This is a genomic window from Serinicoccus chungangensis (assembly GCF_006337125.1).
Lineage (GTDB): Bacteria > Actinomycetota > Actinomycetes > Actinomycetales > Dermatophilaceae > Ornithinicoccus > Ornithinicoccus chungangensis.
The window spans coordinates 2,301,960-2,326,323 of the sequence record NZ_CP040887.1; the positions used below are offsets into that span (position 1 = coordinate 2,301,960).

Annotated in this window: 22 protein-coding genes and 1 riboswitch; of the genes, 5 read left to right on the top strand and 17 right to left on the bottom strand. The window is 73.2% G+C overall.

Going from position 1 to position 24,364, the window contains the following annotated elements; genetic code table 11:
* Positions 1-31 precede the first annotated feature (31 nt).
* On the bottom strand, positions 32-1,642 hold the full coding sequence (purH, locus tag FHD63_RS10495; RefSeq protein WP_139722024.1) for a bifunctional phosphoribosylaminoimidazolecarboxamide formyltransferase/IMP cyclohydrolase: 1,611 nt from the start codon (positions 1,640-1,642) through the stop codon (positions 32-34).
* Positions 1,643-1,695: 53 nt separating this feature from the next.
* A riboswitch (ZMP/ZTP riboswitch) is annotated at positions 1,696-1,772 on the bottom strand.
* A gap of 44 nt (positions 1,773-1,816) precedes the next feature.
* Here purH and FHD63_RS10500 point away from each other — a divergent pair.
* Complete coding sequence (locus tag FHD63_RS10500) at positions 1,817-2,437, top strand: class I SAM-dependent methyltransferase (RefSeq protein WP_139722025.1); 621 nt, start codon at positions 1,817-1,819, stop codon at positions 2,435-2,437.
* Here FHD63_RS10500 and purN read toward each other — a convergent pair.
* The 5 genes from purN to pcrA form a co-directional block, all read right to left on the bottom strand.
* On the bottom strand, positions 2,396-2,989 hold the full coding sequence (gene purN / locus FHD63_RS10505) for a phosphoribosylglycinamide formyltransferase (RefSeq protein WP_202978370.1): 594 nt from the start codon (positions 2,987-2,989) through the stop codon (positions 2,396-2,398). The genes FHD63_RS10500 and purN overlap by 42 nt on opposite strands.
* 16 nt (positions 2,990-3,005) lie before the next feature.
* Positions 3,006-4,307, bottom strand: coding sequence for a cell division protein PerM (locus FHD63_RS10510; protein ID WP_139722026.1), 1,302 nt, complete (start codon positions 4,305-4,307; stop codon positions 3,006-3,008).
* Between the two features lie 94 nt (positions 4,308-4,401).
* Entirely contained in the window at positions 4,402-5,292 is an 891-nt protein-coding gene (sucD, locus tag FHD63_RS10515) for a succinate--CoA ligase subunit alpha (RefSeq protein ID WP_139722027.1), read from the bottom strand.
* Positions 5,293-5,332: 40 nt separating this feature from the next.
* The gene (gene sucC / locus FHD63_RS10520) at positions 5,333-6,514 is read right to left on the bottom strand and encodes an ADP-forming succinate--CoA ligase subunit beta (protein WP_139722028.1); all 1,182 of its coding nucleotides are present in this window, start codon (positions 6,512-6,514) and stop codon (positions 5,333-5,335) included.
* Positions 6,515-6,634: 120 nt separating this feature from the next.
* Positions 6,635-9,181: a DNA helicase PcrA gene (pcrA, locus tag FHD63_RS10525; protein ID WP_139722029.1), complete on the bottom strand. Its 2,547-nt coding sequence runs from the start codon at positions 9,179-9,181 to the stop codon at positions 6,635-6,637.
* Between the two features lie 109 nt (positions 9,182-9,290).
* On the opposite strand from pcrA, the gene FHD63_RS10530 reads away from it, so the two are divergent.
* From FHD63_RS10530 to FHD63_RS10540, 3 genes are read left to right on the top strand one after another with little or no spacing between them, the layout of a single operon-like run.
* Positions 9,291-9,686, top strand: coding sequence for a hypothetical protein (locus FHD63_RS10530; protein ID WP_139722030.1), 396 nt, complete (start codon positions 9,291-9,293; stop codon positions 9,684-9,686).
* Complete coding sequence (locus FHD63_RS10535) at positions 9,683-10,162, top strand: hypothetical protein (protein ID WP_238705621.1); 480 nt, start codon at positions 9,683-9,685, stop codon at positions 10,160-10,162. The genes FHD63_RS10530 and FHD63_RS10535 overlap by 4 nt, the downstream gene beginning before the upstream one ends.
* The gene (locus tag FHD63_RS10540; protein WP_158296755.1) at positions 10,159-11,238 is read left to right on the top strand and encodes a lysylphosphatidylglycerol synthase transmembrane domain-containing protein; all 1,080 of its coding nucleotides are present in this window, start codon (positions 10,159-10,161) and stop codon (positions 11,236-11,238) included. The genes FHD63_RS10535 and FHD63_RS10540 overlap by 4 nt, the downstream gene beginning before the upstream one ends.
* Here FHD63_RS10540 and FHD63_RS10545 read toward each other — a convergent pair.
* The 8 genes from FHD63_RS10545 to guaB are packed head-to-tail and all read right to left on the bottom strand — an operon-like array spanning position 11,211 to position 20,187.
* Positions 11,211-12,002, bottom strand: coding sequence for a type 1 glutamine amidotransferase (locus FHD63_RS10545; RefSeq protein WP_139722032.1), 792 nt, complete (start codon positions 12,000-12,002; stop codon positions 11,211-11,213). The genes FHD63_RS10540 and FHD63_RS10545 overlap by 28 nt on opposite strands.
* Positions 11,999-13,318, bottom strand: a complete 1,320-nt coding sequence (locus FHD63_RS10550; RefSeq protein ID WP_139722033.1) for a MurT ligase domain-containing protein — start codon at positions 13,316-13,318, stop codon at positions 11,999-12,001. The genes FHD63_RS10545 and FHD63_RS10550 overlap by 4 nt, the downstream gene beginning before the upstream one ends.
* The gene (guaA, locus tag FHD63_RS10555; protein WP_139722034.1) at positions 13,309-14,907 is read right to left on the bottom strand and encodes a glutamine-hydrolyzing GMP synthase; all 1,599 of its coding nucleotides are present in this window, start codon (positions 14,905-14,907) and stop codon (positions 13,309-13,311) included. The genes FHD63_RS10550 and guaA overlap by 10 nt, the downstream gene beginning before the upstream one ends.
* Positions 14,904-15,248 carry a DUF3817 domain-containing protein gene (locus FHD63_RS10560; protein ID WP_139722035.1) on the bottom strand — a complete coding sequence of 115 codons (345 nt, stop codon included), beginning with the start codon at positions 15,246-15,248 and terminating at the stop codon, positions 14,904-14,906. Before FHD63_RS10560 ends, guaA begins: the two co-directional genes overlap by 4 nt.
* Positions 15,245-16,027 carry an SURF1 family protein gene (locus FHD63_RS10565; protein ID WP_139722036.1) on the bottom strand — a complete coding sequence of 261 codons (783 nt, stop codon included), beginning with the start codon at positions 16,025-16,027 and terminating at the stop codon, positions 15,245-15,247. The genes FHD63_RS10560 and FHD63_RS10565 overlap by 4 nt, the downstream gene beginning before the upstream one ends.
* Before the next feature lie 33 nt (positions 16,028-16,060).
* Complete coding sequence (locus FHD63_RS10570; protein WP_238705622.1) at positions 16,061-17,440, bottom strand: beta-propeller fold lactonase family protein; 1,380 nt, start codon at positions 17,438-17,440, stop codon at positions 16,061-16,063.
* A gap of 49 nt (positions 17,441-17,489) precedes the next feature.
* On the bottom strand, positions 17,490-18,614 hold the full coding sequence (locus FHD63_RS10575) for a GuaB3 family IMP dehydrogenase-related protein (RefSeq protein ID WP_139722038.1): 1,125 nt from the start codon (positions 18,612-18,614) through the stop codon (positions 17,490-17,492).
* A gap of 58 nt (positions 18,615-18,672) precedes the next feature.
* Positions 18,673-20,187: an IMP dehydrogenase gene (gene guaB / locus FHD63_RS10580; protein ID WP_139722039.1), complete on the bottom strand. Its 1,515-nt coding sequence runs from the start codon at positions 20,185-20,187 to the stop codon at positions 18,673-18,675.
* A gap of 182 nt (positions 20,188-20,369) precedes the next feature.
* Between guaB and FHD63_RS10585 the strand changes: the two genes are divergently transcribed.
* A complete protein-coding gene (locus FHD63_RS10585; protein ID WP_139722040.1) occupies positions 20,370-20,672 on the top strand; it encodes a WhiB family transcriptional regulator in 303 nt (100 codons plus the stop codon).
* A 131-nt stretch (positions 20,673-20,803) separates the two neighbouring features.
* On the opposite strand, the gene groL is transcribed toward FHD63_RS10585, so the two are convergent.
* The 3 genes from groL to FHD63_RS10600 all read right to left on the bottom strand — a co-directional run bounded on the left by groL (position 20,804) and on the right by FHD63_RS10600 (position 24,356).
* A complete protein-coding gene (gene groL / locus FHD63_RS10590) occupies positions 20,804-22,408 on the bottom strand; it encodes a chaperonin GroEL (RefSeq protein ID WP_139722041.1) in 1,605 nt (534 codons plus the stop codon).
* 120 nt (positions 22,409-22,528) lie between these two features.
* Positions 22,529-22,822: a co-chaperone GroES gene (gene groES, locus FHD63_RS10595; protein WP_139722042.1), complete on the bottom strand. Its 294-nt coding sequence runs from the start codon at positions 22,820-22,822 to the stop codon at positions 22,529-22,531.
* Positions 22,823-23,090: 268 nt separating this feature from the next.
* Complete coding sequence (locus tag FHD63_RS10600; protein WP_139722043.1) at positions 23,091-24,356, bottom strand: phospholipase D-like domain-containing protein; 1,266 nt, start codon at positions 24,354-24,356, stop codon at positions 23,091-23,093.
* Positions 24,357-24,364: the final 8 nt, after the last annotated feature.

Genomic DNA, 24,364 nt, shown 5'->3' on the forward strand with positions numbered 1-24,364 from the left:
GCTCCCCCCGGTCGAGGGCTCCGGACCCGGGTCAGTGGGCAAAGTGCCGGGTGCCGGTGAAGTACGTCGTCACGCCCGCACGCTCGGCCGCGGCGACGACCTCCTCGTCCCGGATCGACCCACCGGGTGCCACCACCGCCCGGACCCCCGCGTCGAGCAGCACCTGCAGGCCGTCGGCGAAGGGGAAGAACGCGTCCGAGGCAGCCACCGCGCCCTGGGCCCGCTCCCCCGCCCGGCTGACCGCCAGGTGACAGGAGTCGACCCGGTTCACCTGCCCCATCCCGACCCCGATCGAGGCGCCGTCCTGGGCGAGCAGGATGGCGTTGGACTTCGTCGCGCGGACCGCACGCCAGGCGAACTGCAGGTCGGCGAGCGTGGCCTCGTCCGCGGGATCGCCGGCCACCAGGCGCCAGCGCGAGGCGTCGTCGCCGCCGCCCTCGACCTCGGCGTCGACCGCGTCGACCGCCTGCACGAGCAGCCCCCCGGAGATCGGCCGGGTCTCGACCCCACCGGCCTGCGGCGAGGCGACCCGGAGCAGGCGCAGGTTCTTCTTCGCCGAGAGCACGTCCAGCGCGCCCGGCTCGAAGTCGGGGGCCACCACCACCTCGGTGAAGACCTCCGCGACCTGCCGCGCCATCGCCTCGGTCACCGGCTGGTTGGTCGCGACGATCCCGCCGAACGCGGACACCGGGTCGCAGGCGTGCGCCTTGGCGTGGGCGTCGGCGATGTCGCGACCGACCGCGATCCCGCACGGGTTGGCGTGCTTGATGATCGCCACGGTCGGCTGGTCACCGTGGTCGTGCGCGGCCCGCCGGGCGGCGTCGGCGTCGACGTAGTTGTTGAACGACATCTCCTTGCCGCCCAGCTGCTCGGCCTGGGCCAGGCCGGGGGTCGGGGCGAAGCCGTCGGCGTAGAGGGCGGCGCGCTGGTGCGGGTTCTCGCCGTAGCGCAGGACCGCCGCCCGGTCCCAGGTGGCACCGACCCACGCGGGGAACCCGGTCCCGTCGCCGCTGTCGGTGAGCGCGTTGCCCATCCACGAGGCGACGTGCACGTCGTAGGTCGCGGTGTGCACGAAGGCGGCGGCGGCCAGCCGCTGCCGCTGCGCGAGCGTGAACCCGCCGGCGGCGACGGCCTCCAGCACCTCCGGGTATGCCGTGGGGCTGGTGACGACGGCGACGCTGCGGTGGTTCTTGGCCGCGGCCCGGACCATGGACGGACCGCCGATGTCGATCTGCTCGACGCACGCGTCCTGGTCCGCCCCGGAGGCCACCGTGTCGGCGAACGGGTAGAGGTTGCCGACGACGAGGTCGAAGCCGTCGACGCCCAGCTCCTCCAGCTGCCGCACGTGCTCGGGGTTGGTGGTGTCGGCGAGCAGCCCGGCGTGCACCCGCGGGTGCAGGGTCTTGACCCTCCCGTCGAGGCACTCGGGGAAGCCGGTGAGCTCCTCGACCCGGGTGACCGGCAGGCCCAGGCTCTCGATCCGGGCGGCCGACCCGCCCGTGGAGACGAGGGCGACCCCGGCCTCGGCCAGCCCGGTGACGAGCTCGTCGAGACCGGCCTTGTCGTAGACCGAGACGAGGGCGCGGCGGACCGGCCGGCGCCCGTCGGGCAGGGTGTCGCTGGAGGGGGTCGGGGTGCTCACGGATCGCTCCTCTGGTGCGGGTCCGGCAGCCGGTGGAGGCGCCGGACGGACGGTGCGGGCACCCAGGCGGGCGATACCCACGCGTGCACTCCCCGGTGGTGTCCCACCCGCGCCAGTCGTGTGCCGCCAGTCTACCCGCGCCCGCTCCGACCCCGGGGCCGGTAGGTTCGCTGCGTGGACGCACGGCACGCCCGGCACGCACGGCACTGGGACCGGCTCGCCGACCGGTACGACGAGGTGTCGGCGGGCGTGGAACGCCGCCTCCTCGCGGCCAGCCGTCCCTGGGTGGCCGGCCGGGCCCACGGACGCGTGCTCGAGGTGGGGGTGGGGACCGGGGCCAACCTGCCCTTCTACCCGCCGGGCGTCGAGCTCGTGTGCCTCGAGCGCAGCGCGCCCATGCTCGTCCAGGCCCGTCGGCGCGCGGCCGCGCTGGGCCTGCCGGTGACCTTCGTGCTGGGCGACGCCGGTGCCCTGCCGGCGGGCACGGGCTCGATGGACACGGTCGTCTCGACCTTCACCCTCTGCTGCGTGCCCGACCTCGGGGTCGCGCTCGCGGAGATGGTCCGCGTGCTGCGACCCGGCGGGTCGCTGCTGCTGGCCGACCACGTGGCCTCCGACCGCTGGTGGGTGCGGGCGCCGCAGGCGCTGGTGGACGCGGTCACCGTGCCGCTGGCCGGCGAGCACCTCGGGCGTCGCCCCGCGGCCCGCCTGGCCGCCCTCGGCCTGGAGGTGGTGGAGGCGCGGCGGACGATGTTAGGCGTCATCGAGCGGGTGCACGCGCGCCAGCCGGGGTAGGGCTGCGACGAGCATCTCCCGCTCGGCGACCTTGATCCGCTCGTGCAGGCTCTCCTCGGTGTCCCCGTCCAGCACCGGGACGGCCCGCTGGTCGAGGATCGGGCCGGTGTCGACCCCGGCGTCCACCTCGTGCAGCGTGCACCCGCTGACCCGGACGCCGTGGGCCAGGGCGTCCCGGACGGCGTGCGCCCCCGGGAACGACGGCAGCAGCGCCGGGTGGGTGTTGACGACACGGTGCTCCGCCAGCACGGCGGGCCCGAGGATCCTCATGAACCCCGCGCTGAGCACGAGGTCGGGGTGGTGGGCGCCGATCCGTCCGGCCAGCGCGACGTCCCAGGCTGCCCGGTCCGGGTGGGCGGCCACCGGCTCGACGAAGGTCGGCAGACCGCGGCGACGCGCGCGCTCCAGACCCTCGATGCCGTCCCGGTCGGCCCCCACGGCCACCACGTCCACGGCGTAGGCGGGGTCCGCGCACGCCTCGAGCACGGCCTCCAGGAGGGTGCCGCTGCCGGAGACCAGGGCCAGCACGCGAGGTCGAGGGAGCCCGCTCACGGGCGCCCGGCCGGACTCACCGGCGGCTCCGCAGCCGTCGCCGGCTCAGGTGCAGCGTGGTGACGACCACCGACCCGCCCACGGCCAGCTCGAGGAGCAGCATCCCGGAGACCCGCCACGGCTCGACGCCGACGGTCCCCAGCAGACCGGGGGTGAGCCCGCCGGTGGCCAGCCAGGACAGCACGAGGACGACGCCCGCGACCGCCACGCAGGAGGCCAGCATGATCTGCGCCTTGGTCCACCAGGAGGCCAGCCGGGAGGCCGAGCCGACGGCGCGGTAGCCGAGCCAGCCACCGGCGACGAGAGGGACCAGCGCCAGCGCCCACATCCCGGGCGGCATCGCCCCCGGCTCGGGCAGCGCCCCGAGGACGGGCAGCATGGGCAGGTCGCCCGCGGTGGTGTCGGTCCACCCCACGTGCACGGTGCCGACGGTGACCCCGGCCCCCGTCATCCAGGCCAGGGCCCACACCATGAGGTTGGGCAGCGCCAGGAGCTGCCCGACGGTCAGCAACGACGTGCCGACCAGCCCGGCGTCCAGGGAGCCGTAGAGGGTGACGATCCGCTCCCCCCGCAGCACCAGCAGCCCCAGGACGAGGAGCAGGGCGACGGTGACGAGCCCGACCAGCACCTCGCCGACCGGCGGGAGGGCGCGGCGCACGAGCACCGGGGTGCGCGCCTCGAGGAACGCCAGCCCGGCCCCGACGGTGGGGTGCTGCTCCCGGCGGTGCTCCCCCAGCCAGACGAGCCCGAGGGCCACCAGCGGCACCAGGACGGCACCGGGGACGAGCGTGAGCACCCGCACCGGCGCCAGCCCGAAGCTCGCCGTGTGGGCCACGAGCAGGCCGGTGCCGAGGTAGCCGATGACGAAGGCCGTGCCGTCGGAGCCGCCCAGCGCGCTCCACGCCGTGCGCCACCCGCCGATCCGCGGGACCCGCGCCGTGAGGTGGTGCCGGCTCAGGACGACCTGGCGGGCGGCATACCAGCAGAGCCCGAGGAAGAGCAGGGTGAGCAGGAGCGGCGCGAGGACCAGCTCCGCCGCGGGGGTGACGACGCTCGCGCGGTGCGCGAGCGCCCAGACGTCCACCCCCACACCGACGGTCTGCCAGAACGTGGCCGTGCTGCGCTCCTCCACGACCCAGGCGAGCACCGTGGGGAGGACCACGACGAGCAGCCCCACCAGGACGCAGACGACACCGGCGACGCCGGCGACGAGGAACTCGCCGAGCCGGCGGACGGTGAGGACCGGCCCCCGCCCGGGCACACCCTCGTGCGCCGCCTCCGGGGACCTTCTGCCGCTCGTCCGCTCCACCACAGTCATCCCCACCATGGTCGGGGACGGGAGGGAGCGGCGACGGGAGGCGCGCCGGTCCGACGTGGGCAGGACGGTCGGACCGGCGGGCACCCCGCGGGTCTCAGCCCAGACCCGCGACGATCTCGCGCATGAGCTCGGCGGTCTCGGACGGGGTCTTGCCGACCTTGACCCCGGCGGCCTCCAGGGCCTCCTTCTTGGCCGCGGCCGTGCCGGAGGAGCCGGAGACGATGGCGCCCGCGTGGCCCATGGTCTTGCCCTCGGGCGCGGTGAACCCGGCGACGTAGCCGACGACCGGCTTGGTGACGTGCTCCTTGATGTAGGCGGCCGCCCGCTCCTCGGCGTCGCCGCCGATCTCCCCGATCATGACGATCGCGTCGGTGTCCGGGTCGTCCTGGAAGGCCTGCAGGCAGTCGATGTGGGTGGTGCCGATGATGGGGTCACCACCGATGCCGACGGCCGTGGAGAAGCCGATCTCGCGCAGCTCGTACATCATCTGGTAGGTCAGGGTGCCCGACTTGGACACCAGACCGATGCGGCCGGGGCCGGTGATGTCGGCGGGGATGATGCCGGCGTTGGACTGCTCGGGGCTGATGAGCCCGGGGCAGTTGGGGCCGATGATGCGCGTGGTGCCCTTGGCCTGGGCGTAGGCGAAGAACTCGGCCGTGTCCTGCACCGGCACGCCCTCGGTGATGACGACGGCCAGCGGCATGCCCGCGTCCACCGCCTCGACGACGGCGGCCTTGGTGAAGGCGGGCGGCACGAAGAGGACGGACACGTCGGCGCCGGTCGCCTCCATCGCCTCGGCGACGGAGCCGAAGACCGGCACCTGCACGCCGTCCTCGAAGTCGACCGTCTGCCCGGCCTTGCGCGGGTTGACGCCGCCGACGACCTGGGTGCCCGAGCGCAGCATGCGCTGGGTGTGCTTCATGCCCTCGGAGCCGGTCATGCCCTGAACGATGACGTGGGAGTCGTGGGTGAGGAAGATCGCCATGGTGGTCTCTAGATTCCTTCGGTATGTCGTGTCGTCGGGGTCAGTTCGCGGCCAGCTCGGCGGCCCGCCGGGCGGCGCCGTCCATGGTGTCCTCGATGGTCACCAGCGGGTGGTCGGCCCGGGCGAGGATGGCGCGCCCCTCCTCGACGTTGTTGCCGTCGAGCCGGACGACGAGCGGCTTGGTGGCCTCGTCCCCGAGGATCTCCAGCGCCGAGACGATCCCGGTGGCGACCGCGTCGCAGGCGGTGATCCCGCCGAAGACGTTGACGAAGACCGACCTCACCTGGTCGTCGCCCAGGATGACGTCGAGGCCGTTGGACATGACCTCGGCCGAGGCGCCGCCACCGATGTCGAGGAAGTTGGCCGGCTTCGCCCGCCCCCCGGTGTGGTCCTCGCCGGCGTAGGCGACGACGTCGAGCGTGGACATGACCAGCCCCGCACCGTTGCCGATGATCCCGACGTTGCCGTCCAGCTTGACGTAGTTGAGACCCATCTCCTTGGCCTTGGCCTCGAGCGGGTCGGCGGCCGCGGTGTCGGCGAGCGCCGCGTGGTCCTCGTGCCGGAAGTCGGCGTTGTCGTCCAGGGTGACCTTGCCGTCCAGGGCCAGCACCTGGCCGTCCTCGGTCTTGACCATCGGGTTGACCTCGACGAGGGTCGCGTCCTCACCCTTGTAGACGTCCCAGAGGCGCACGAGCGCCGGGGCGATGGCGTCGACGTCGGCGGTGTCGAAGCCCGCCTGCTCGAGGATGGTGCGCGCCGTGGCGTCGTCGATGCCGGTCCCGGCGTCGACGGACACCCGGGCCAGGGCCTCGGGCCGCTCCTCGGCGAGGGTCTCGATGTCCACCCCGCCCTCCTTGCTGCACATCGCGAGCAGCGAGCGGTTGGTCCGGTCCAGGAGCAGGGAGAAGTAGTACTCCTCCGCGATCCGGGCGCCCTGGGCGATCATCACGGCACCGACGGTATGGCCCTTGATGTCCATGCCGAGGATCTGCTCGGCGGCCTCCACGGCCTCCTGCGGGCTGCGGGCGAGCTTGACGCCACCGGCCTTGCCGCGCCCCCCGACCTTGACCTGGGCCTTGACGACCACGACGCCGCCGCTGTCGGCGCCGACGCGCTCGGCCGCCGGACCGGCGTCGGCCGCCTCGGTGACGACCTCGGCGGCGAGCACGGGCACCCCGTGCTTCTCGAAGAGGTCACGTGCCTGGTACTCGAACAGATCCACAGTTGCGGTTCCCGTCTGTCGATGAGGGCCGGAGGATCTCCGGCCTGCCGGTGATCACCGCACGACCGCACGCAAGGGGCGCCGTCGGCGGCACTGCGAGGCAGACTATCGCAGCCCCTGTCAGAGCTTGACCAGCGGAGCCACGCGCACCAGGAGCCGCTTGAGACCGGCCTCGCCGAAGTCCACGTGCGCCATCGCGTGCTTGCCGGTGCCCTCCACGAGCACCACCGTGCCCATGCCGAAGCTGTCGTGGCTGACCTTGTCTCCCGCAGCCAGGCCGGCCAGCTCGGTCTCCTGCTCCGGGGTGCGGTCACGCCGCGGCGCACTGCCCCGCGGGTCGAGCCGCACGGCCGCCGGACGGCCACCGGTCGACCCTGCGCGCCCCCCGGCATACCCGCCGGACCAGCTCAGCCCCATGCCCTCGGCGGCCGACCGACGACCGCCCATGCTCATCCGGTCGGCGTCGGTGCGCTCCCAGGTGACGAGGTCCTCGGGGATCTCGTCGAGGAAGCGGGAGGCGGGGAACCACTGCGGCGCGCCGAAGGCCGCCCGGCTCCCGGCCCGGGAGAGGTGCAGCTGCTCCCGCGCCCGGGTGATCCCGACGTAGGCCAGGCGCCGCTCCTCCTCGAGCTCGTCGGGGTCGTCGAGGCTGCGCTGGTGCGGGAACGTGCCGTCCTCCAGCCCGGTGAGGAAGACCACCGGGAACTCCAGCCCCTTGGCGGTGTGCAGCGTCATCAGCGTGACGACGCCCTGGTCCTCCCCCCGGCCGGCCGCCCCGTCCCCGCCCTCCTCGGGGATCTCGTCCGCGTCGGCGACGAGCGAGACCTGCTCGAGGAAGTCGACGAGACCTCCCTCCGGGTAGTTGTCGTCGAACTCGCGCGCGACGGTCACCAGCTCGGTGAGGTTCTCCACCCGCGTCTCGTCCTGGGGGTCGTGGCTGGCGCGGAGCTCGGCGAGGTATCCGGTGCGGTCCAGGATCGCCTCGAGCAGCCGACCGATGCCCGACCCGTCCTCGGCCGCCAGGTCGCCCAGCTCCTCGAGCAGCGCCGTGAAGCCGGAGATCGCGGCGACCGAGCGCGAGGCGATGCCCGGCGCGTCCCCGGCCCGGCCCAGGGCGGCGACGAACGGGATGCGCTCGCGCTCGGCCAGCGCCGTGACGGCGGCCACGGCACGGTCGCCGATGCCCCGCTTGGGGGTGTTGAGGATGCGCCGGAGGTTGACGTCGTCGGCGGGGTTGGCGATGACGCGCAGGTAGGCCAGGGCGTCCTTGATCTCCCGACGCTCGTAGAAGCGGGTGCCCCCGACGACCTTGTAGGGCAGCCCGGTGCGGACCAGCACCTCCTCCAGGGCCCGGGACTGGGCGTTGGTGCGGTAGAACACCGCGACGTCACCGGGTCGGACCCCCCGCTCGTCGGCGAGCTCGTCGATCCGGCGGGCCACGAAGGAGGCCTCGTCGTGCTCGCTGTCGGCGACGTAGCCGACGATGCGGTGCCCCTCCCCCTGGTCGGTCCACAGCCGCTTGTCGCGGCGCCGCGGGTTGCGGGCGATGACCGCGTTGGCCGCGGTGAGGATGGTGCTGGTCGAGCGGTAGTTCTGCTCGAGCAGGATGGTGCGGGCCTGCGGGTAGTCCTGCTCGAACTCGACGATGTTGCGGATGGTCGCGCCACGGAAGGCGTAGATCGACTGGTCGGCGTCACCGACGACGCACAGCTCGGCGGGCGGCAGCTCGCGGCTGCCGCCGTCGACGATGTCCCCGGCGAACCCGACGAGCTCGCGGACGAGGGCGTACTGGGCGTGGTTGGTGTCCTGGTACTCGTCGACCATGACGTGCCGGAAGCGTCGACGGTAGTGCTCGCGCACCGCCGGGAAGGCCCGGAGCAGGTGGACGGTGGTGGAGATGATGTCGTCGAAGTCCAGGGCGTTGGCCGCCCGGAGCCGGCGCTGGTACATCGTGTAGGCCTCGGACACCTTGGCCTCGTAGCTGTTGGCGCCGACGGTGGCCGCGAACGCCTCCTCGTCGACGAGCTCGTTCTTGGCGTTCGAGACCTTGGCCAGGAAGGCCCGGGCCGGGTAGCGCTTCGGGTCCAGGTCGAGGTCGCGGATGACCATCCCCATGAGGCGCTGGCTGTCGGCCGCGTCGTAGATGGAGAACGAGCTCCGCAGCCCCGCGGTCTGGGCCTCCCGGCGCAGGATCCGCACGCAGGCGGAGTGGAAGGTGGAGACCCACATCGCCTTGGCCCGCGGACCCACCAGCGCCTCGACGCGTTCGCGCATCTCGGCCGCGGCCTTGTTGGTGAAGGTGATCGCCAGGATCTGGCCGGGGTGGACGTGCCGCTCGGCCAGCAGGTAGGCGATGCGGTGGGTGAGCACCCGGGTCTTGCCCGAGCCCGCCCCCGCCACGATGAGCAGCGGGCTCCCGTGGTGGCGCACCGCCTCCGCCTGGGGCTCGTTGAGCCCCGCCAGCAGCTCCTCGACGGAGGGTCCCGCATGGCCCCGGGGGGCGCCCTGCGCGGCCGGCGGCGCATCGCCGGACACGGCCCAGGCGGGCACGCCGCGGTCGTCGACGGACCCGCCGCCCCGGTGGTCGTCCGCGTGCCCGCTGGCCGCGGCCGCGCTCATCGAGGGGACCGGGTCGTCGAAGGGGAGGTGGTCGAAGAGGCCGCTCATCGTCCTCCATCCTAGGCAGCCGCACCGACGTGCCCACCCAGGTCGTCCACAACCGGGAGCCCTACCCTGGTGGCGTGACCCCCCGCCGACCGCGCCGCCGGTGCCTGCCGTGACGACCGGCTCCTCGGCATACCTCGACCCCCCGACCCTCGCCGTGCTGGTAGGAGGCCTGGCCATCGCCGTCGCCTGCCTCGTGGCCGGGCTGAACGGACGGTCCCCCGGCAGGGTGACCGTCGGGCTCACCCTGCTGCTCCAGGCCGGGGTGGTCGCCTACTGCGGGAGCTACCTGGGGCGCCAGCTGGGCGGTGGCGACCCGGTCGGGCCGGGCTGGGAGCTCTGGGCCTACCTCGTGACGATCCTCATGCTTCCCGCCCTCGCGCTGGTGTGGGCCCAGCAGGAGCCCACGCGGTGGAGCACCTTCGTGCTCGCGGTCGCCTCCTTCACCGTCGCGGTCATGGCCGCGCGCAGCGCGCAGATCTGGTACGGCGTGGGGACGCTCGCGTGAGCCGCGTCGTCGCCGACGCGGGAGACCGTCGCCACGGCCCGGGTCGCGTCATCCTGGCGCTCTACCTCGTCTTCGTCATCGGGACGGTCTCCCGCTCGGCGGCCCAGATCTCCACCCGCTTCGAGCAGGCGCCGCTCGCCTACTCCCTGTCGGCGGTCGCCGCGGCCGTCTACGTCGTCGCGCTGGTCTCCCTCTCGCTGCGCGGGCGCGCCGCGTGGTGGGTGAGCCTGGTGGCGCTGACCGTCGAGCTGGCCGGGGTGCTGGCGGTCGGGACCTGGAGCTACCTCGCCCCCTCGATGTTCCCGGACCAGACGGTGTGGAGCCACTACGGGCAGGGCTACCTCTTCATCCCGCTCGTGCTGCCGGCGGCCGGCCTGTGGTGGCTGCTGTCCGCGAGGGGAGCCCGTGCCGTGTCGCAGCCGGCGCCGGACGCGGAGTCTGCCAGCATGAAGGGCATGCCCCGGGGACCGTCGTGAGCGTGGAGGGCCAGGAGCCCGCGCTGCGGCGGCTGACCTGGAAGGACGCCGCCGGCTCGGTGCTGGGCACCACGGCGGCCGTGCTGCTCATCGCCGTCGGGCTGCCGTACTTCCTCGACACCTCGTGGGCGCAGATCGGCGCCCAGCTGGGGCGCATCCGCCCGGGCACCGCGGTCGTCATGGCCGGGCTGCTCCTCGGCGGTCTGTTCAGCTACACCTGGGTGCTCATGGGGTCGTTGCCCGGCCTGGGGCACGTGCAGGCGCTCAAGGTCAACGCCGTCTCCGCGACCGCCGCCAACCTGCTGCCCCTCGGCGGGGCGCTCGGGGTAGGCCTCATGGTCCTCATGCTGCGCACCTGGGGCTTCACCCGGAGGGCCCTGTCCTCCAGCGTCGCCGTCGTGGGGCTCTGGAACCTCCTGGCCCGGGTCGCGCTCCCGGTCATCGGGTGCCTGGTCCTCGTCGCCGGACCCATCGACGCCCCCGACGTGGTGGTCCGCGGTGGGTGGGTGGCGGTCGCCGCGGGCACCGCCCTGGTCCTGGTCGCGAGCCTGGTCGTCCTCTCGGACCGGGTGGCGGACGTGCTGACCGCCCTGGGGCGCCCGGTGCTGGCCCGGGTCCTGCCCGCGCGCGACGGACGCCCGCCGGTGGACCAGCTGCTGACCGACCAGCGGCGCCGGGTGGCCGAGGTCGTGCGCACCGGCGGGGTGACGATGACGCTGGGGATGGTCGGCCAGTTCGTGCTGCTCTTCGGGCTCTACTGGTATGCCGCGCGCGTGGTCGGCCTGGACCTGCCGCTGGCCGAGCTGGTCTGCGCCTACACGTTCCGCCAGTTCCTCACCGTCGTGGCGGTCACCCCCGGGGGCCTGGGGGTGACCGAGGTCGGCACGGCAGGGTTGCTCGTGCTCCTCGGGGGCGATCCCGGCGCGGCGTCCGCGACGGCCCTGCTCTACGCCATCTACGCGCACGTGGTCATCGTGCCCTTCGGCGTGGCCGCCGGCGCCGCGTGGTGGCTCTCCCCCCAGCGCACCGGCGGCACCGGACTCGCGGCTCAGGAGCCGAGCAGCCTGCGCACCTGAGCCTGGTGGGCCCGCTCGGCCACGGTGTCGTCGACCTCCGCGGGGTCCCACCCGCCGGTGGCCCGGCGGGCGGCGACCTCCAGGAGCCCGTCCGCCAGCGCCGGGTTGGCGGGCAGGACCGGGCCGTGCAGGTAGGACCCCACGACGTTGGCGGTCCGGGCACCCTCGTGGCCGTCGGACCCGTTGTTGCCGCTGCCGTGCCTCACCCGGCCGAAGGGCTGCTGGCCCTGCCCCAGCACGGTGGACCCCGAGTGGTTCTCGTAGCCGACGACCGAGCCGAAGTCGGTGTCGAGCACGACCGGGCCGATCATCCGGGTGGCGTTGCCGCGGGTGGTGACGTCGAGGATGCCCAGGCCGGGGAGACGCCGGCCCTCCACGGTGATGAAGGCCTCGCCGAAGAGCTGGTACATCCCGCAGATCATGAGCATGGGCAGCCCGTCGAGGGCGAGCTCGCGCAGCCGGTCCGTGTGCCGGGCCAGGTCCTCGGTCACCCGGACCTGGCCGCTGTCCTGCCCACCGCCGCCGAGGATGATGTCGGCACGCCCGGGCCAGGGCGCGCCGGGGTGGTGGTCGTGCACGACCGGGCGGTAGCCGTGCCAGCGCAGGCGGGCCGCCAGGCAGCGGGTGTTGCCGAGGTCGCCGTAGATGCTCATCTCGCGCGGGTAGAGGTGGACGACGTGCACCTCGCCCTTGTCGGCGGGCACGTCGGCCAGCGCCGCCACGTCGTCCGGCAGGGCCTGCGCCACTCCCCTGTCCTCGCTCATGCGTCGGGGTCCTCTCCGAAGCGGGCCAGGGCGAACCGGTCGGCCAGCCGGCGACGCAGGTGCATCATGGCGGTGTAGGTGCAGAAGATGCGCATCGGCCGGCCCCGGTGGTCGGTGAGGAACCGGTCCAGGCCGAGGTCGAGGTCCTGCTCCACGTGGCCCACCTCGACGCCGTCGTAGCGCAGCCGCAGCGCCATGTCCCACGCCCGGACCCCCGAGGTGAGGGCCACCCCCCGCTCGCGGAGGGAGTCGAAGGACACGTCGTACAGCCAGGAAACGTCGCGCCCGTCGGCGTAGTTGTCGTTGATCGCGACCATCGTCGCGACCGGCTCGGTGCCGTAGGTGCCGAGCGCCACCGTGAACCCGGCCGGGTTCTTGACCAGGACGAGCTCGAGGGGTGCGCCGTCGACGTCGATGACCTCGCCCCGCCCGAACGGCGGGGCGACGGCCGCCAGCGCCCGGGCCGCGGTCGGGGCGGAGAAGGACCCCCCGAGCAGGTGGCGGGCGGTGGCCGTGGCGGCGGTGGCGTTGATCATCGCGGCGAGGCCGCGCTGGCGCAGCGTCAACGGACCGACGTCAGCGTCCGGGTCGCCGACGAACCGGACGGTGAAGGCGCGGCCGTCCTCCTCCGGCAGCAGCAGCCCGTCGCCGGGACCCGGCTCCCGGGCCGCCTGCGCGTCCTCGAAGCGGACGTCGGCCTCCTGCAGCTCGGGCAACCGGTCCGCGATGCTGGGGTCCACCCCGAACCACCGCACCTGGACCCCCTCGCCGACGTGGCCGCTGATCCTCGAGACGAAGGAGTCGTCGGCGTTGAGGACGACCCCGCCCGTCGTCTGCTCCGCCAGCGTGGTCAGCAGACGCGCGGTGTGGTCGATCTCGGCGAACCGGTCGAGCTGGTCCCGCGCGACGTTGAGCAGCAGGGCGTGGGTCGGCGGCACCTGTGCGCTGAAGTGCAGGGCGTGCGCCTCGTCCAGCTCCACGACCGCGACGTCCGCGTCGAGGCGGCCGGAGAGGCCGACCTCGGCCAGGAGGGAGGAGATGACCCCGCGGGTGAAGTTGGAGCCGGTGGGGTTGGTGAAGACGCGCAGGCCGTGCGCCCGCAGCAGGGCAACGAGCATCTTGGTGGTCGTCGTCTTGCCGTTGGTGCCGCTCACCACGACCACGCCCTGCGGCAGCGCGCCGAGGGTATGCCGCAGCACGGCCGGGTCGAGGCGCTCGGTGACGAGGCCGGGCAGCGCCGACCCCCCGCCCCGGAGCCGGGACACGGCACGCGTCCCCTTGCCGGCCGCCAGGGCCAGGCTGGTCCTCACTCCCATTCGATCGTCCCCGGCGGCTTGCTCGTGACGTCCAGGGTGACCCGGTTGATCTCCTCGACCTCGTTGGTGACCCGGGAGGAGATGCGCGCCAGCACGTCGTAGGGCAGCCGGGTCCAGTCCGCCGTCATGGCGTCCTCGGAGGACACGGGCCGCAGCACCACGGGGTGGCCGTAGGTGCGACCGTCGCCCTGGACCCCGACCGAGCGGACGTCCGCGAGCAGGACCACGGGGCACTGCCAGATCTCCCGGTCCAGGCCGGCGGCGGTGAGCTCCTCCCGGGCGATGGCGTCGGCGCGACGCAGGATCGCGAGCCGGTCGGCGGTCACCTCGCCGATGATGCGGATGCCGAGGCCGGGCCCGGGGAACGGCTGGCGCCAGACGATGCCCTCCGGCACCCCCAGCTCCAGCCCGACCTGGCGCACCTCGTCCTTGAAGAGGGTGCGCAGCGGCTCCACGAGGGAGAACTGCAGGTCCTCCGGCAGGCCGCCGACGTTGTGGTGGCTCTTGATGTTGGCGGCACCGGTGCCGCCGCCGGACTCGACGACGTCGGGGTAGAGCGTGCCCTGCACCAGCCAGCGCACGGGGTGCTCACCTGCGTCGTGGGAGCCGCCCTGGTGCGCCCGGACCACGTCGCGGGCGGCCTGCTCGAACACCCGGATGAACTGCCGGCCGATGATCTTGCGCTTGGTCTCGGGGTCGGTGACCCCGGCGAGGGCGTCGAGGAAGCGCTGGCGGGCGTCGACGACGACGAGGTCCACCCCGGTCGCGGCGACGAAGTCGGTCTCGACCTGCTCGGCCTCCCCCTCCCGCAGCAGCCCGTGGTCGACGAAGACGCACGTCAGCTGGTCCCCCACGGCCCGCTGGACCAGGGCGGCGGCGACCGAGGAGTCGACGCCGCCGGAGAGGCCGCAGATGACGCGGTCCGCCCCGATCTGTGCCCGGACCTGCTCGACGAGCTGGTCGGCGACGTTCTCGCTCGTCCAGGAGGGCGTGATCCCGGCGCCCCGGGTGAGGAAGTTGCGCAGGACCTGCTGGCCGTAGGTCGAGTGCAGGACCTCGGGGTGCCACTGGACGCCGTAGAGCCGGCGCTCGTCGTCCTCGAAGGCCGCCACCGGCGCCCCCGAGGTCCGTGCGGTGACCGCGCACCCCTGGGGTGGGGCCGTCACGGCGTCGCCGTGCGACATCCAGACGACCTGCTGCTCGGGCTGGTCGGTGAACAACGTGCTCGGAGGGCCGGCGACGGTGGCGTCGCTCTGGCCGTACTCCCGGCGCCCGGTGCGCTCCACCGTGCCGCCCAGGGCCTGGGCCATGGCCTGGAACCCGTAGCAGATGCCCAGCACGGGGACCCCGGCCGTCACCACCGCGGGGTCGAGCGCGGGGGCGCCGTCGGCATACACCGACGCGGGCCCGCCCGAGAGGATGATGGCCGCCGGGTCCCGGGCGAGCATCTCCTCGACCGGCATGGTGTGCGGCACGATCTCGCTGTAGCAGTCCGCCTCGCGGACCCGTCGGGCGATGAGCTGGGCGTACTGCGCGCCGAAGTCGACGACGAGTACCGGGCGGGCGTCCAGAGAGGGGGCCGAGGTCACGCCGTCACCCTACCGGCGGCGGCCCCCGCGGCCTCGTCACCCTCGATCTGCGCGAGGGCCTGCCGGGCGACGCGGTGCTCCACGTAGAAGGACAGGAAGGGCACGCATCCGGCCAGCATCACGCCCACCATCCGGCCCAGGCCCCAGCGCAGCTGGAAGCCCAGCAGCGCGGTCGCCACGAGGTAGACCATGTAGACCCACCCGTGCGGGGAGGGCCACCAGGCCAGGGCGTGGTTGCCGAAGCCGTAGCGCAGCACCATGTGCAGGACCAGCAGGAGCAGTCCCACACCGACGACGAAGGCCATCACGCGGAAGAACAGCAGCTTGGCGCGGGGGGTCATGGACGGAGCTCCTTCACGGGCGGGGCAGGGGTCGAGGGTGCGGGTGAGGCGTCGGGCGGCGACGGCCGCCGGCGGGACGCGTCATGCAGGAAACGGAGGTACATGTAGACGGCGAAGCCGGCGAAGACGAACCACTGGAGGCCGTAGCCGACGTTGCGCCAGACCACCCCTGACTCCCCGAAGGTCGGCGGGGGCACCCGGCGCACCGCCGCGGCGGTGAGGTCGGGCCGCTCCTCCACGAGGAACACGAAGGCGTCGTAGATCGGCGCGTCCCAGTCGTTGACGAGCTCGGCGGTGTCGATGGAGCCGCGCTGCCCCTCGGGCAGGCCCCCGGGGCCCGGGGCCTCCCCCGGGGCCAGCGTCCCGGTGAGCTCGACGGGGGTCTGCTCCGGCCGGTCCGCCTGGGCGGGCTCCGTGACGAACCCCCGCACGACCGGCAGCAGCGCCCCGGTGTCCGCGACCTGCACCGGGGTCACGACCCAGTAGCCCTCCTCGCCCTCCAGCAGCCGCCGGGGCACGAGGAACTGCTCCTCGGGCAGGTAGCTGCCGGACACCAGGACCGAGCGTCCCGCCCCGTCCTCGGGGAACGTGGTCTGGGGGCGCACGGCCTCCGACAGGGGCACCGTCGGCCGGGCCGCCTGCTCGGCGGCGAACTCCCGCGAGGCGGCGCTCGAGCTCACCCCGAGCTGCCACATCCCGAGCTGGTAGAAGACCACCACGACGACCAGGAGCAGCGCGAGCAGCGCCAGCCAGGCCGGTCGGAGGGCGGTGCGGATCACGTCACCAGGGTAGGTGGTGGCCGAGGACTGGTGTCAGAGCAGGCTGTCCTGGTCGTCGAAGACGTAGATCGACCCGCCGTAGCAGGCCACCCAGACGGTGTGGGTGACCGGGTCGTAGTCGATGCCGATCGGGTTGGCGTCCACGCCGACCGTGTCGATGACCTCCATGTCGGAGGTCCGGACCTTGGAGACGCTCGCCTCGTCGTAGTTGACGACGTAGAGCGCCTTCTCGTCCGGGCTGAGCGCCACGCTGCGGGGCTCGGCCCCCGGCGCCGCCTCGTCGACCACCTCGTCGGTGGCGGTGTCGATCTTGAGGATGGCGTTGCCGCCGCTCGTGGTGAGGTAGAGGGTCCGGCCCTCGTCGGCGAGGTTGAGGTGGCGGGGCCGGGGCGGGGTCTGCATGACCACCTCGGCGGTGCCCTCCGCCAGGTCCACCTTGTAGAGCTCGTCGGCGTACATCGCCACGGCGTAGACCGTGCGGTTGTCCGGCATGATCGCCAGCCCGCGCGGCGCGGCGGCCAGCTCGACGGTGCCGGTCTCCTCGCCCTTCTCGGTGTCGACGACGCTGAGGGTGGCGTCGCACCAGTTGCTGACGAGCAGCGTGCGCTGGTCGGGGCTCAGCGCGAGGTACTTCGGGACCGCTCCCACCCGGAAGACCTGGTCCCACGCCATCTCCTGGGCGTCGAAGCGGTAGACGAAGGACGCGCCCACACCGCTGTCCCGGGTGCAGGCGTCGAAGCCCTCCACGCCGAAGTTCTGGCCGTACATCGTGTACTGGGAGACGTAGGCGTAGCGGCCGTCCTCGGTCCACACCGCCTCGACCGGGGAGCCCTGCGACACCCCGGGGTGGCCCTCGATGCCGAAGGCCGCGAGGTCCACGCCGTCGTCGAGCACCTGGACCTGCTCCCGGGTGGTGCTGTCGAAGACCGTCGAGGTGTGGGAGTACATCATGTTGTTGGCGATCATCAGGCCGTGCCCGGACGCCATGACCGACTTGGGGGTCAGCCCACCGGTGAGGTAGTCGACCTGCTCCAGCGCCGTGGTGTCGCTGGCGTGCTCGGCCGCTGCGGCCTCCCGCTGCCACACCTGGTCGGCGTCGTCCTCGCCCCCTGCCGGGTCGTCGGCCGCGTCGGCCGACTCCTCGGCCGACTCCTCGGGTGCCTCGTCCGGCGCGGAGGACTCCTCCGAGGACGCGTCCCCCTCGCCGTCCCCCGACCCGTCGCCACCGGCCGACCCCTGCTGCGGGGCGGTGGCCTCCGTGGGGCCGGCCACGGACTCACCCTGACCCGCCGAGGAGTCGTCGCCGCCGAACACCTGGGCCATGCCCCAGCCGCCGAGGAGGACCGCACCCAGCAGGGCTCCGGCGGCCAGCCGCCGGCGGCGCACGTGCACCGGGTCCTTGCTGACGCTCACCTCGGGCACCCCGGCCGGACGAGCGCGTCCGTCGGTCCCGAGACCCTGGTCATCGCTCGCCATACGGCGCCACCACCACATCCACGCGCTGGAACTCCTTGAGCTCGGTATAGCCGGTCGTCGCCATGGCGCGCCGCAGGGCGCCCATCATGTTGGTCGTGCCGTCCGCCGTGCGGGCCGGACCCACGAGGACCTCCTCCAGGGTGCCGACCGTCCCGACGTGCACCTTCTCCCCTCGCGGCAGCTCCGGGTGGTGGGCCTCGCTGCCCCAGTGGTAACCGGCACCCGGGGCCTCCTGCGCCCTGGCAAGCGCCGCCCCGAGCATGACGGCGTCCGCACCGCAGGCCACCGCCTTGACGATCTCGCCGGACACGCTGGTCCCCCCGTCAGAGATGACGTGGACGTAGCGCCCGCCGGACTCGTCGAGGTAGTCGCGCCGCGCGGCCGCGACGTCGGCGATGGCGGTCGCCGACGGCGCGTGGATGCCGAGCGCGGTCCGCGTCCGGTGCGTCGACCCGCCGCCGAAGCCGACGAGCACGCCGGCCGCGCCGGTGCGCATGAGGTGCAGCGCCGCGGTGTAGGTGCCCGCCCCACCGACGATGACCGGGACGTCGAGCTCGTAGATGAAGCGCTTGAGGTTGAGCGGCTCGGCCTGGCTGGACACGTGCTCGGCCGAGACCGTCGTGCCCCGGATGACGAAGAGGTCGACGCCGGCGTCCACGACGGACTTCCAGAACTGCTGCGTGCGCTGCGGCGACAGGGCCCCGGCGACGGTGACGCCGGCCTCCCGGACCTCCCGCAGCCGGGCGGTGATGAGCTCCGGGCGGATCGGGGCGGCATACAGCTCCCGCATCCGGGCCGTCGCCTCCTCGCCGTCCAGCCGGGCGATCTCGGCCAGCGGTGCCGAGGGGTCGTCGTAGCGGGTCCAGAGACCCTCGAGGTCGAGCACCCCCACGCCCCCGAGCCGCCCCAGCGCGATGGCGGTCTCCGGCGAGACGACCGAGTCCATGGGGGCCCCGAGGATGGGGAGGTCGAAGTGGTAGGCGTCGATCTGCCAGCTGATCGACACGTCCTCGGGGTCCCTGGTGCGGCGGGAGGGGACGACGGCGACGTCGTCGAAGGAGTAGGCGCGACGGCCCCGTTTGCCTCGTCCGATCTCGATCTCGCTCACCACGTCAGGCTACCGTCCGGGACGGACGCTCCCGTCCCGCGCCACGCGCCCGGCGTGCTGCTCAGCCGTAGTTCGGCGCCTGGGCGGTCATCTCGATGTCGTGCGGGTGCGACTCCTGCAGGCTGGCCTGGGTGATCCTCACGAAGCGTCCCCGGGAGCGCAGCTCGGGCACCGTGCGCGCGCCGACGTAGAACATGGCCTGGCGCAGGCCGCCGGCCATCTGGTGGACCACGGCGCTCGCCGCGCCGCGGTAGGCGACCTTGCCCTCCACCCCCTCGGGCACCAGCTGGTCGTCGCTCGCGACCTCCGCCTGGAAGTAGCGGTCCTTGGAGTAGGAGGCCTTGCCGCGCGAGCTCATGGCGGCCAGGGACCCCATGCCCCGGTAGCTCTTGAACTGCTTGCCGTTGACGAAGATCAGCTCGCCCGGGCTCTCCTCGCACCCCGCGAGCATCGAGCCCATCATCACCGCCTCGGCGCCGGCGACCAGGGCCTTGGGGATGTCGCCGGAGTACTTCATCCCGCCGTCGGCGATGACGGGGACCCCGGCCGGTCCGCACACCTGGGCGGCATCGTGCACCGCGGACAGCTGCGGCACCCCGACCCCCGTCACCACCCGCGTGGTGCAGATCGCGCCCGGCCCGACGCCCACCTTGACGGCGTCCGCCCCCGCGTCGACGAAGGCCCGGGCCCCGGCACCCGTGGCGACGTTGCCGCCGACGACCTGCACGTGCCGGGTGGCGGGGTCCTGCTTCAACCGGGCGACCATGTCCAGCAGCAGGCGCACGTGCCCGTGCGCGGTGTCGGCGACGAGGACGTCGACGCCCGCCTCGACCAGCGTGGTGGCGCGCACCCAGGAGTCCCCGAAGTAGCCGATGGCCGCCCCCACCAGCAGCCGCCCGTCGCCGTCCTTGGAGGCGTGCGGGAACTGCTCGCTCTTGACGAAGTCCTTGACCGTGATGAGCCCCGACAGCCGACCCTCGTCGTCCACCAGCGGGAGCCGCTCGCGCTTGTGCGCCCGGAGGATGGCGGTCGCCTCCTCCCGCGACACGTCGGCGGGCGCCGTCACCAGCGGCATCGGAGTCATGACGTCGCTCACCAGGGTGCGGTCCCACTCGGCGACCGGCGTGAACCGGAGGTCGCGGTTGGTGCAGATGCCCATGAGGACGCCGTGCTCGTCGACGACCGGGAGACCGGAGACGCGGTACTGGCCGCAGATGCGGTCCAGGTCCTCGAGCGTGGCCCCCGGGCCGATGGTGACCGGGTTGGTGATGCGGCCGGTCTGGGTGCGCTTGACCAGGTCGACCTGGAGGGCCTGGTCCTCGACCGAGAGGTTGCGGTGCAGGATGCCGATGCCGCCCTGGCGGGCCATGGCGATCGCCATCCGGGCCTCGGTGACGGTGTCCATCGCCGCCGACACCAGGGGCAGCCGCAGGGAGATCTCCCTGGTCAGCCGGCTGCTCGTGTCGATCTGGTCCGGTGACATGTCGGTCTCGCCCGGCAGGAGCAGGACGTCGTCGTAGGTCAGCCCGAGCCGGGCGAACGGGTCGGTGGGGCCCTCGAGATCACCAGCGCTCATGACGGCATTCTAGGCGCGCCCCCGCGTGCCCCTCCGCGCGGCACCCGGCGCTATGCCGTGCGCGGTCCACGACGTAGAGTGACGGCACGACGAGGTACTCGTCACGCCCGACCCCTGCTGCTCGCGGCCCCTGACGGGGCGGCCCGGCGGGACCGGGCACCGCCCTCGAGAGGAGGAATCGCGTGGCCGAGACCGCTCATCAGCCCGGCCCGGTGGCCGACCTGTGGGAGTGGCAGTTCGAGGGGGCCTGCCGCACCACCAGCCCTGAGGTCTTCTTCCACCCCGAGGGGGAACGCGGTCCGGCGCGACGCCGGCGCGACGAGCGCGCCAAGCAGGTGTGCGCCAGCTGTCCCGTCCTCGAGCAGTGCCGCACCCACGCGCTGGCCGTCCGGGAGCCCTACGGCGTCTGGGGTGGCATGACCGAGGAGGAGCGCGTCGCCCACTACGAGCAGGTGGACGCCGCCCGCCCCCACCGCAAGCGCTGAACCGCCGGCACGACCGCGACCGGTCGCGCCCCCACCGACACGACACACACGACGACGCCCCTCCGGGAGATCCCGGGGGGGCGTCGTCGTCTCACGGCCCGGGGAGTCGTCGCCGATCCCCGGCGCCGGCCTCAGTGCGAGTGGCCGTGGCCGTCCTCGTCGTCGTCCTCCGGCTTGTCCACGACCAGGGTGTCGGTGGTGAGCACCATGGAGGCGATGGAGGCGGCGTTGCGCAGCGCCGACCGGGTGACCTTGACCGGGTCGATGACCCCGGCGGAGAACAGGTCGCCGTACTCGCCGGTGGCGGCGTTGAGGCCCTGGCCGGGGCTCATCTCCGCCACCCGCGTGGTCGCGACGTAGCCCTGCAGGCCGGCGTTCTCGGCGATCCAGCGCAGCGGCTCCGCGGCGGACTTGCGCACGATGGCGGCACCGACCGCCTCGTCACCCTCGAGCTGGAGCTCCTCCGCGGCACCGGCGGCGTGCACGAGGGCCGAGCCACCGCCGGCGACGATGCCCTCCTCGATGGCCGCGCGGGTCGCCGAGACGGCGTCCTCGATGCGGTGCTTCTTCTCCTTGAGCTCGACCTCGGTGTGCGCGCCGACCTTGATGACGCAGACGCCGCCGGCGAGCTTGGCGATGCGCTCCTGGAGCTTCTCGCGGTCCCAGTCGGAGTCGGTGGCGGCGGCCTCGGCCTGCAGCTGCGCGACCCGGTCGGAGACCGCCTGGGCGTCGCCGTTGCCCTCGACGATCGTCGTGGTGTCCTTGGTCGCGACGACGCGGCGCGCGGTGCCGAGCACCTCGAGACCGACCGAGTCCAGGGACAGGCCGACCTCCTCGGCGACGACCTGGCCACCGGTGAGGATCGCCATGTCCTGGAGCATCGCCTTGCGGCGGTCCCCGAAGCCGGGGGCCTTGACGGCGACCGCGTTGAAGGTGCCGCGCACCTTGTTGACGACCAGCGTCGACAGCGCCTCGGCCTCGACGTCCTCGGCGATGATCATGAGCGGCTTGCTCTCGCCGACGACCTTCTCCAGCAGCGGCAGCAGGTCGGCGACCTTGGAGATCTTGCCCTGCACCAGCAGCACGTAGGCGTCCTCGAGGACGGCCTCCATGCGCTCGCTGTCCGTGACGAAGTAGGGCGAGAGGTAGCCCTTGTCGAACTGCATCCCCTCGGTGAACTCGAGCTCCATCGCGGTGGTGGAGGACTCCTCGACGGTGATGACCCCGTCCTTGCCCACCTTGTCGAAGGCGTCGGCGATGAGCTCGCCGATCTGCGGGTCCTGGGCCGACAGCGCGGCCACCTGGGCGATCTCGTCGCGGCCCTCGAGCTCGCGGGCGGTCTCCAGGAGGCGGTCGTTGATGGCGGTGACCGCGGCGTCGATGCCCCGCTTCAGCCCGGAGGGGGCGGCGCCGGCGGCGACGTTGCGCAGGCCCTCCTTGACCATGGCCTGCGCCAGCACCGTGGCGGTCGTGGTGCCGTCACCGGCGATGTCGTTGGTCTTGGTCGCGACCTCCTTGGCGAGCTGGGCGCCGAGGTTCTCGTAGGGGTCCTCCAGCTCCACCTCCCGGGCGATGGTCACGCCGTCGTTGGTGATGGTGGGGGCGCCCCACTTCTTGTCGAGGACGACGTTGCGGCCCTTGGGGCCGAGCGTCACCTTGACCGCGTTGGCCAGGGCGTCGACGCCCCGCTCCAACGCCTTGCGGGCGTCGTCGTTGAACTGCAGCTGCTTCGCCATGGGCGAGCGCTCCTTTCAGGTATGTCATGCGGGGGCGTGCGCCGGTGCCGCGCGGCACGCCCCGGTCACCACCGGACGTGGTGACCGGGGCGTGCGGTGCGCGGCGGGTCGGGTCGGACGTCAGCCGACGACGGCCAGGACGTCGCGCGCCGAGAGGATGAGGAACTCCTCGCCGGAGTACTTCACCTCGGTGCCGCCGTACTTGCTGTAGATGACGCGGTCACCCACGGTGACGTCCATGGGCACGCGGTTGCCGTTGTCGTCGACGCGACCCGGACCGACCGCCAGGACCTCGCCCTCCTGGGGCTTCTCCTTCGCGGTGTCCGGGATGACCAGGCCGGAGGCCGTGGTCTGCTCGGCCTCGACGGCCTTGACGACGATGCGGTCCTCGAGCGGCTTGATGGAAACCGACACGGTTACCTTCCTTCTCGTTCAGGTGACGGGCCTGAGCGGCCCGCCAGGTGGTCTTGTGCTGGCCGTCACTCCCCCGCGATCACCCACCGCCGTCGCGGGGGTCGGTCGGCTCTCGCGGCTGGCACTGACGTGCCGAGAGTGCTAGGGACGAATCTAGGCACCGGGTTAGCACTCGGTCAAGCCGAGTGCCAACACGCCGACCGCTCCCGACCGTTCCCGACCGGTCCCCGGGCCCTGGCACCGGTACGCCGGTCCGGCCCCGTCCGCGCTAGAGCAGCACCTGGAGCGGCTGCAGGACCCGCTCGACCACCCGTGTCCCGACGCCCCGCTGCGCCCACTCCTCCAGGGTCAGCTCCTCGCACCGCTCGAGGTCGGCACGGAAGATGTCCTCCATGTGGCCGGCCTGGTCCTCGTCGACGATCTCCAGGTTGATCTCGTAGTTGCCCTGCATCGAGAGCCGGTCGATGTTGGCGGTGCCGATGGTCGCCCACCGGCCGTCCACGGTCATGGTCTTCGCGTGGACCATGACGTCCTGGTAGAGGAAGATCCGCACCCCGCCCTCGAGCAGGGTCTCGTAGTAGGACTGGGCGACGACGTCGGCCAGGACGTGGTTGGAGGCCTCCGGCAGGACCACCCGCACGTCGACCCCCCGCGCGGCGGCGGTGAGCAGGCCGTGCAGGATCTCCCGGTCGGGGATGAAGTAGCCCTGGGTGATCCAGATGCGGTGGACGGCGCGGTCCATGGCCTCGAGGTAGAGGGCACGCACCGGGTAGACCACCCGGCTGGGCTCGTTGCGCGCCGCCCGGACGGAGGTGTGCCAGTCCACGGTGCCGCTGTCGAGCAGCCGGGGGCGGCGCGATCCCTTGTGCCGGTTCCAGAAGTCGGCGAAGGCGTTCTGCAGCTCCCACACGCCGGGCCCCTCGACCCGGACGTGGGTGTCCCTCCAGCTGGTGGCGTAGAGGGACCCGATGTTGTAGCCGCCGACGAAGCCCACGCGACCGTCCACGACGAGGATCTTGCGGTGGTCGCGCCCCGAGGCGCGGACGTCGATGATCGGCAGCGGGGTGCGCAGCACCGGGAAGCGCAGCATGTGCACGCCGTCCGGGAAGCGGAGGAAGTCCCGGGGCACCACGATGTTGGCGAAGCCGTCGACGACGAGGCAGACGAGCACGCCACGCTCCGCCGCGCGCACCACCGCGTCCTTGAAGGCGTGCCCCACGTCGTCGGCCTTCCAGATGTAGGACGCCAGGTAGACGAAGTCCTCCGCCTCGTCGATCGCGGCGATCATGTCGTCGTAGAGGTACTGGCCGTAGGTGTAGGTGGTCAGCCGCGACCCCTTGACCGTGGTGCTCACCGGGTCCTGGGCCGGGGCGTCCCGGTCGACGTGGTCGCGTCGCTTGCGGACCGCGTCCACGGCCACCACCCCGGCCGCGAGGGTGAGCTGGCCGGCGAGGGCGACGCCGGCGGCGCCGAACGCCAGCCTGCGCCCACGGCGCACCAGTCGGTGGACCTTGCGGCTGAAGACGCGGGGCATGCATCCCA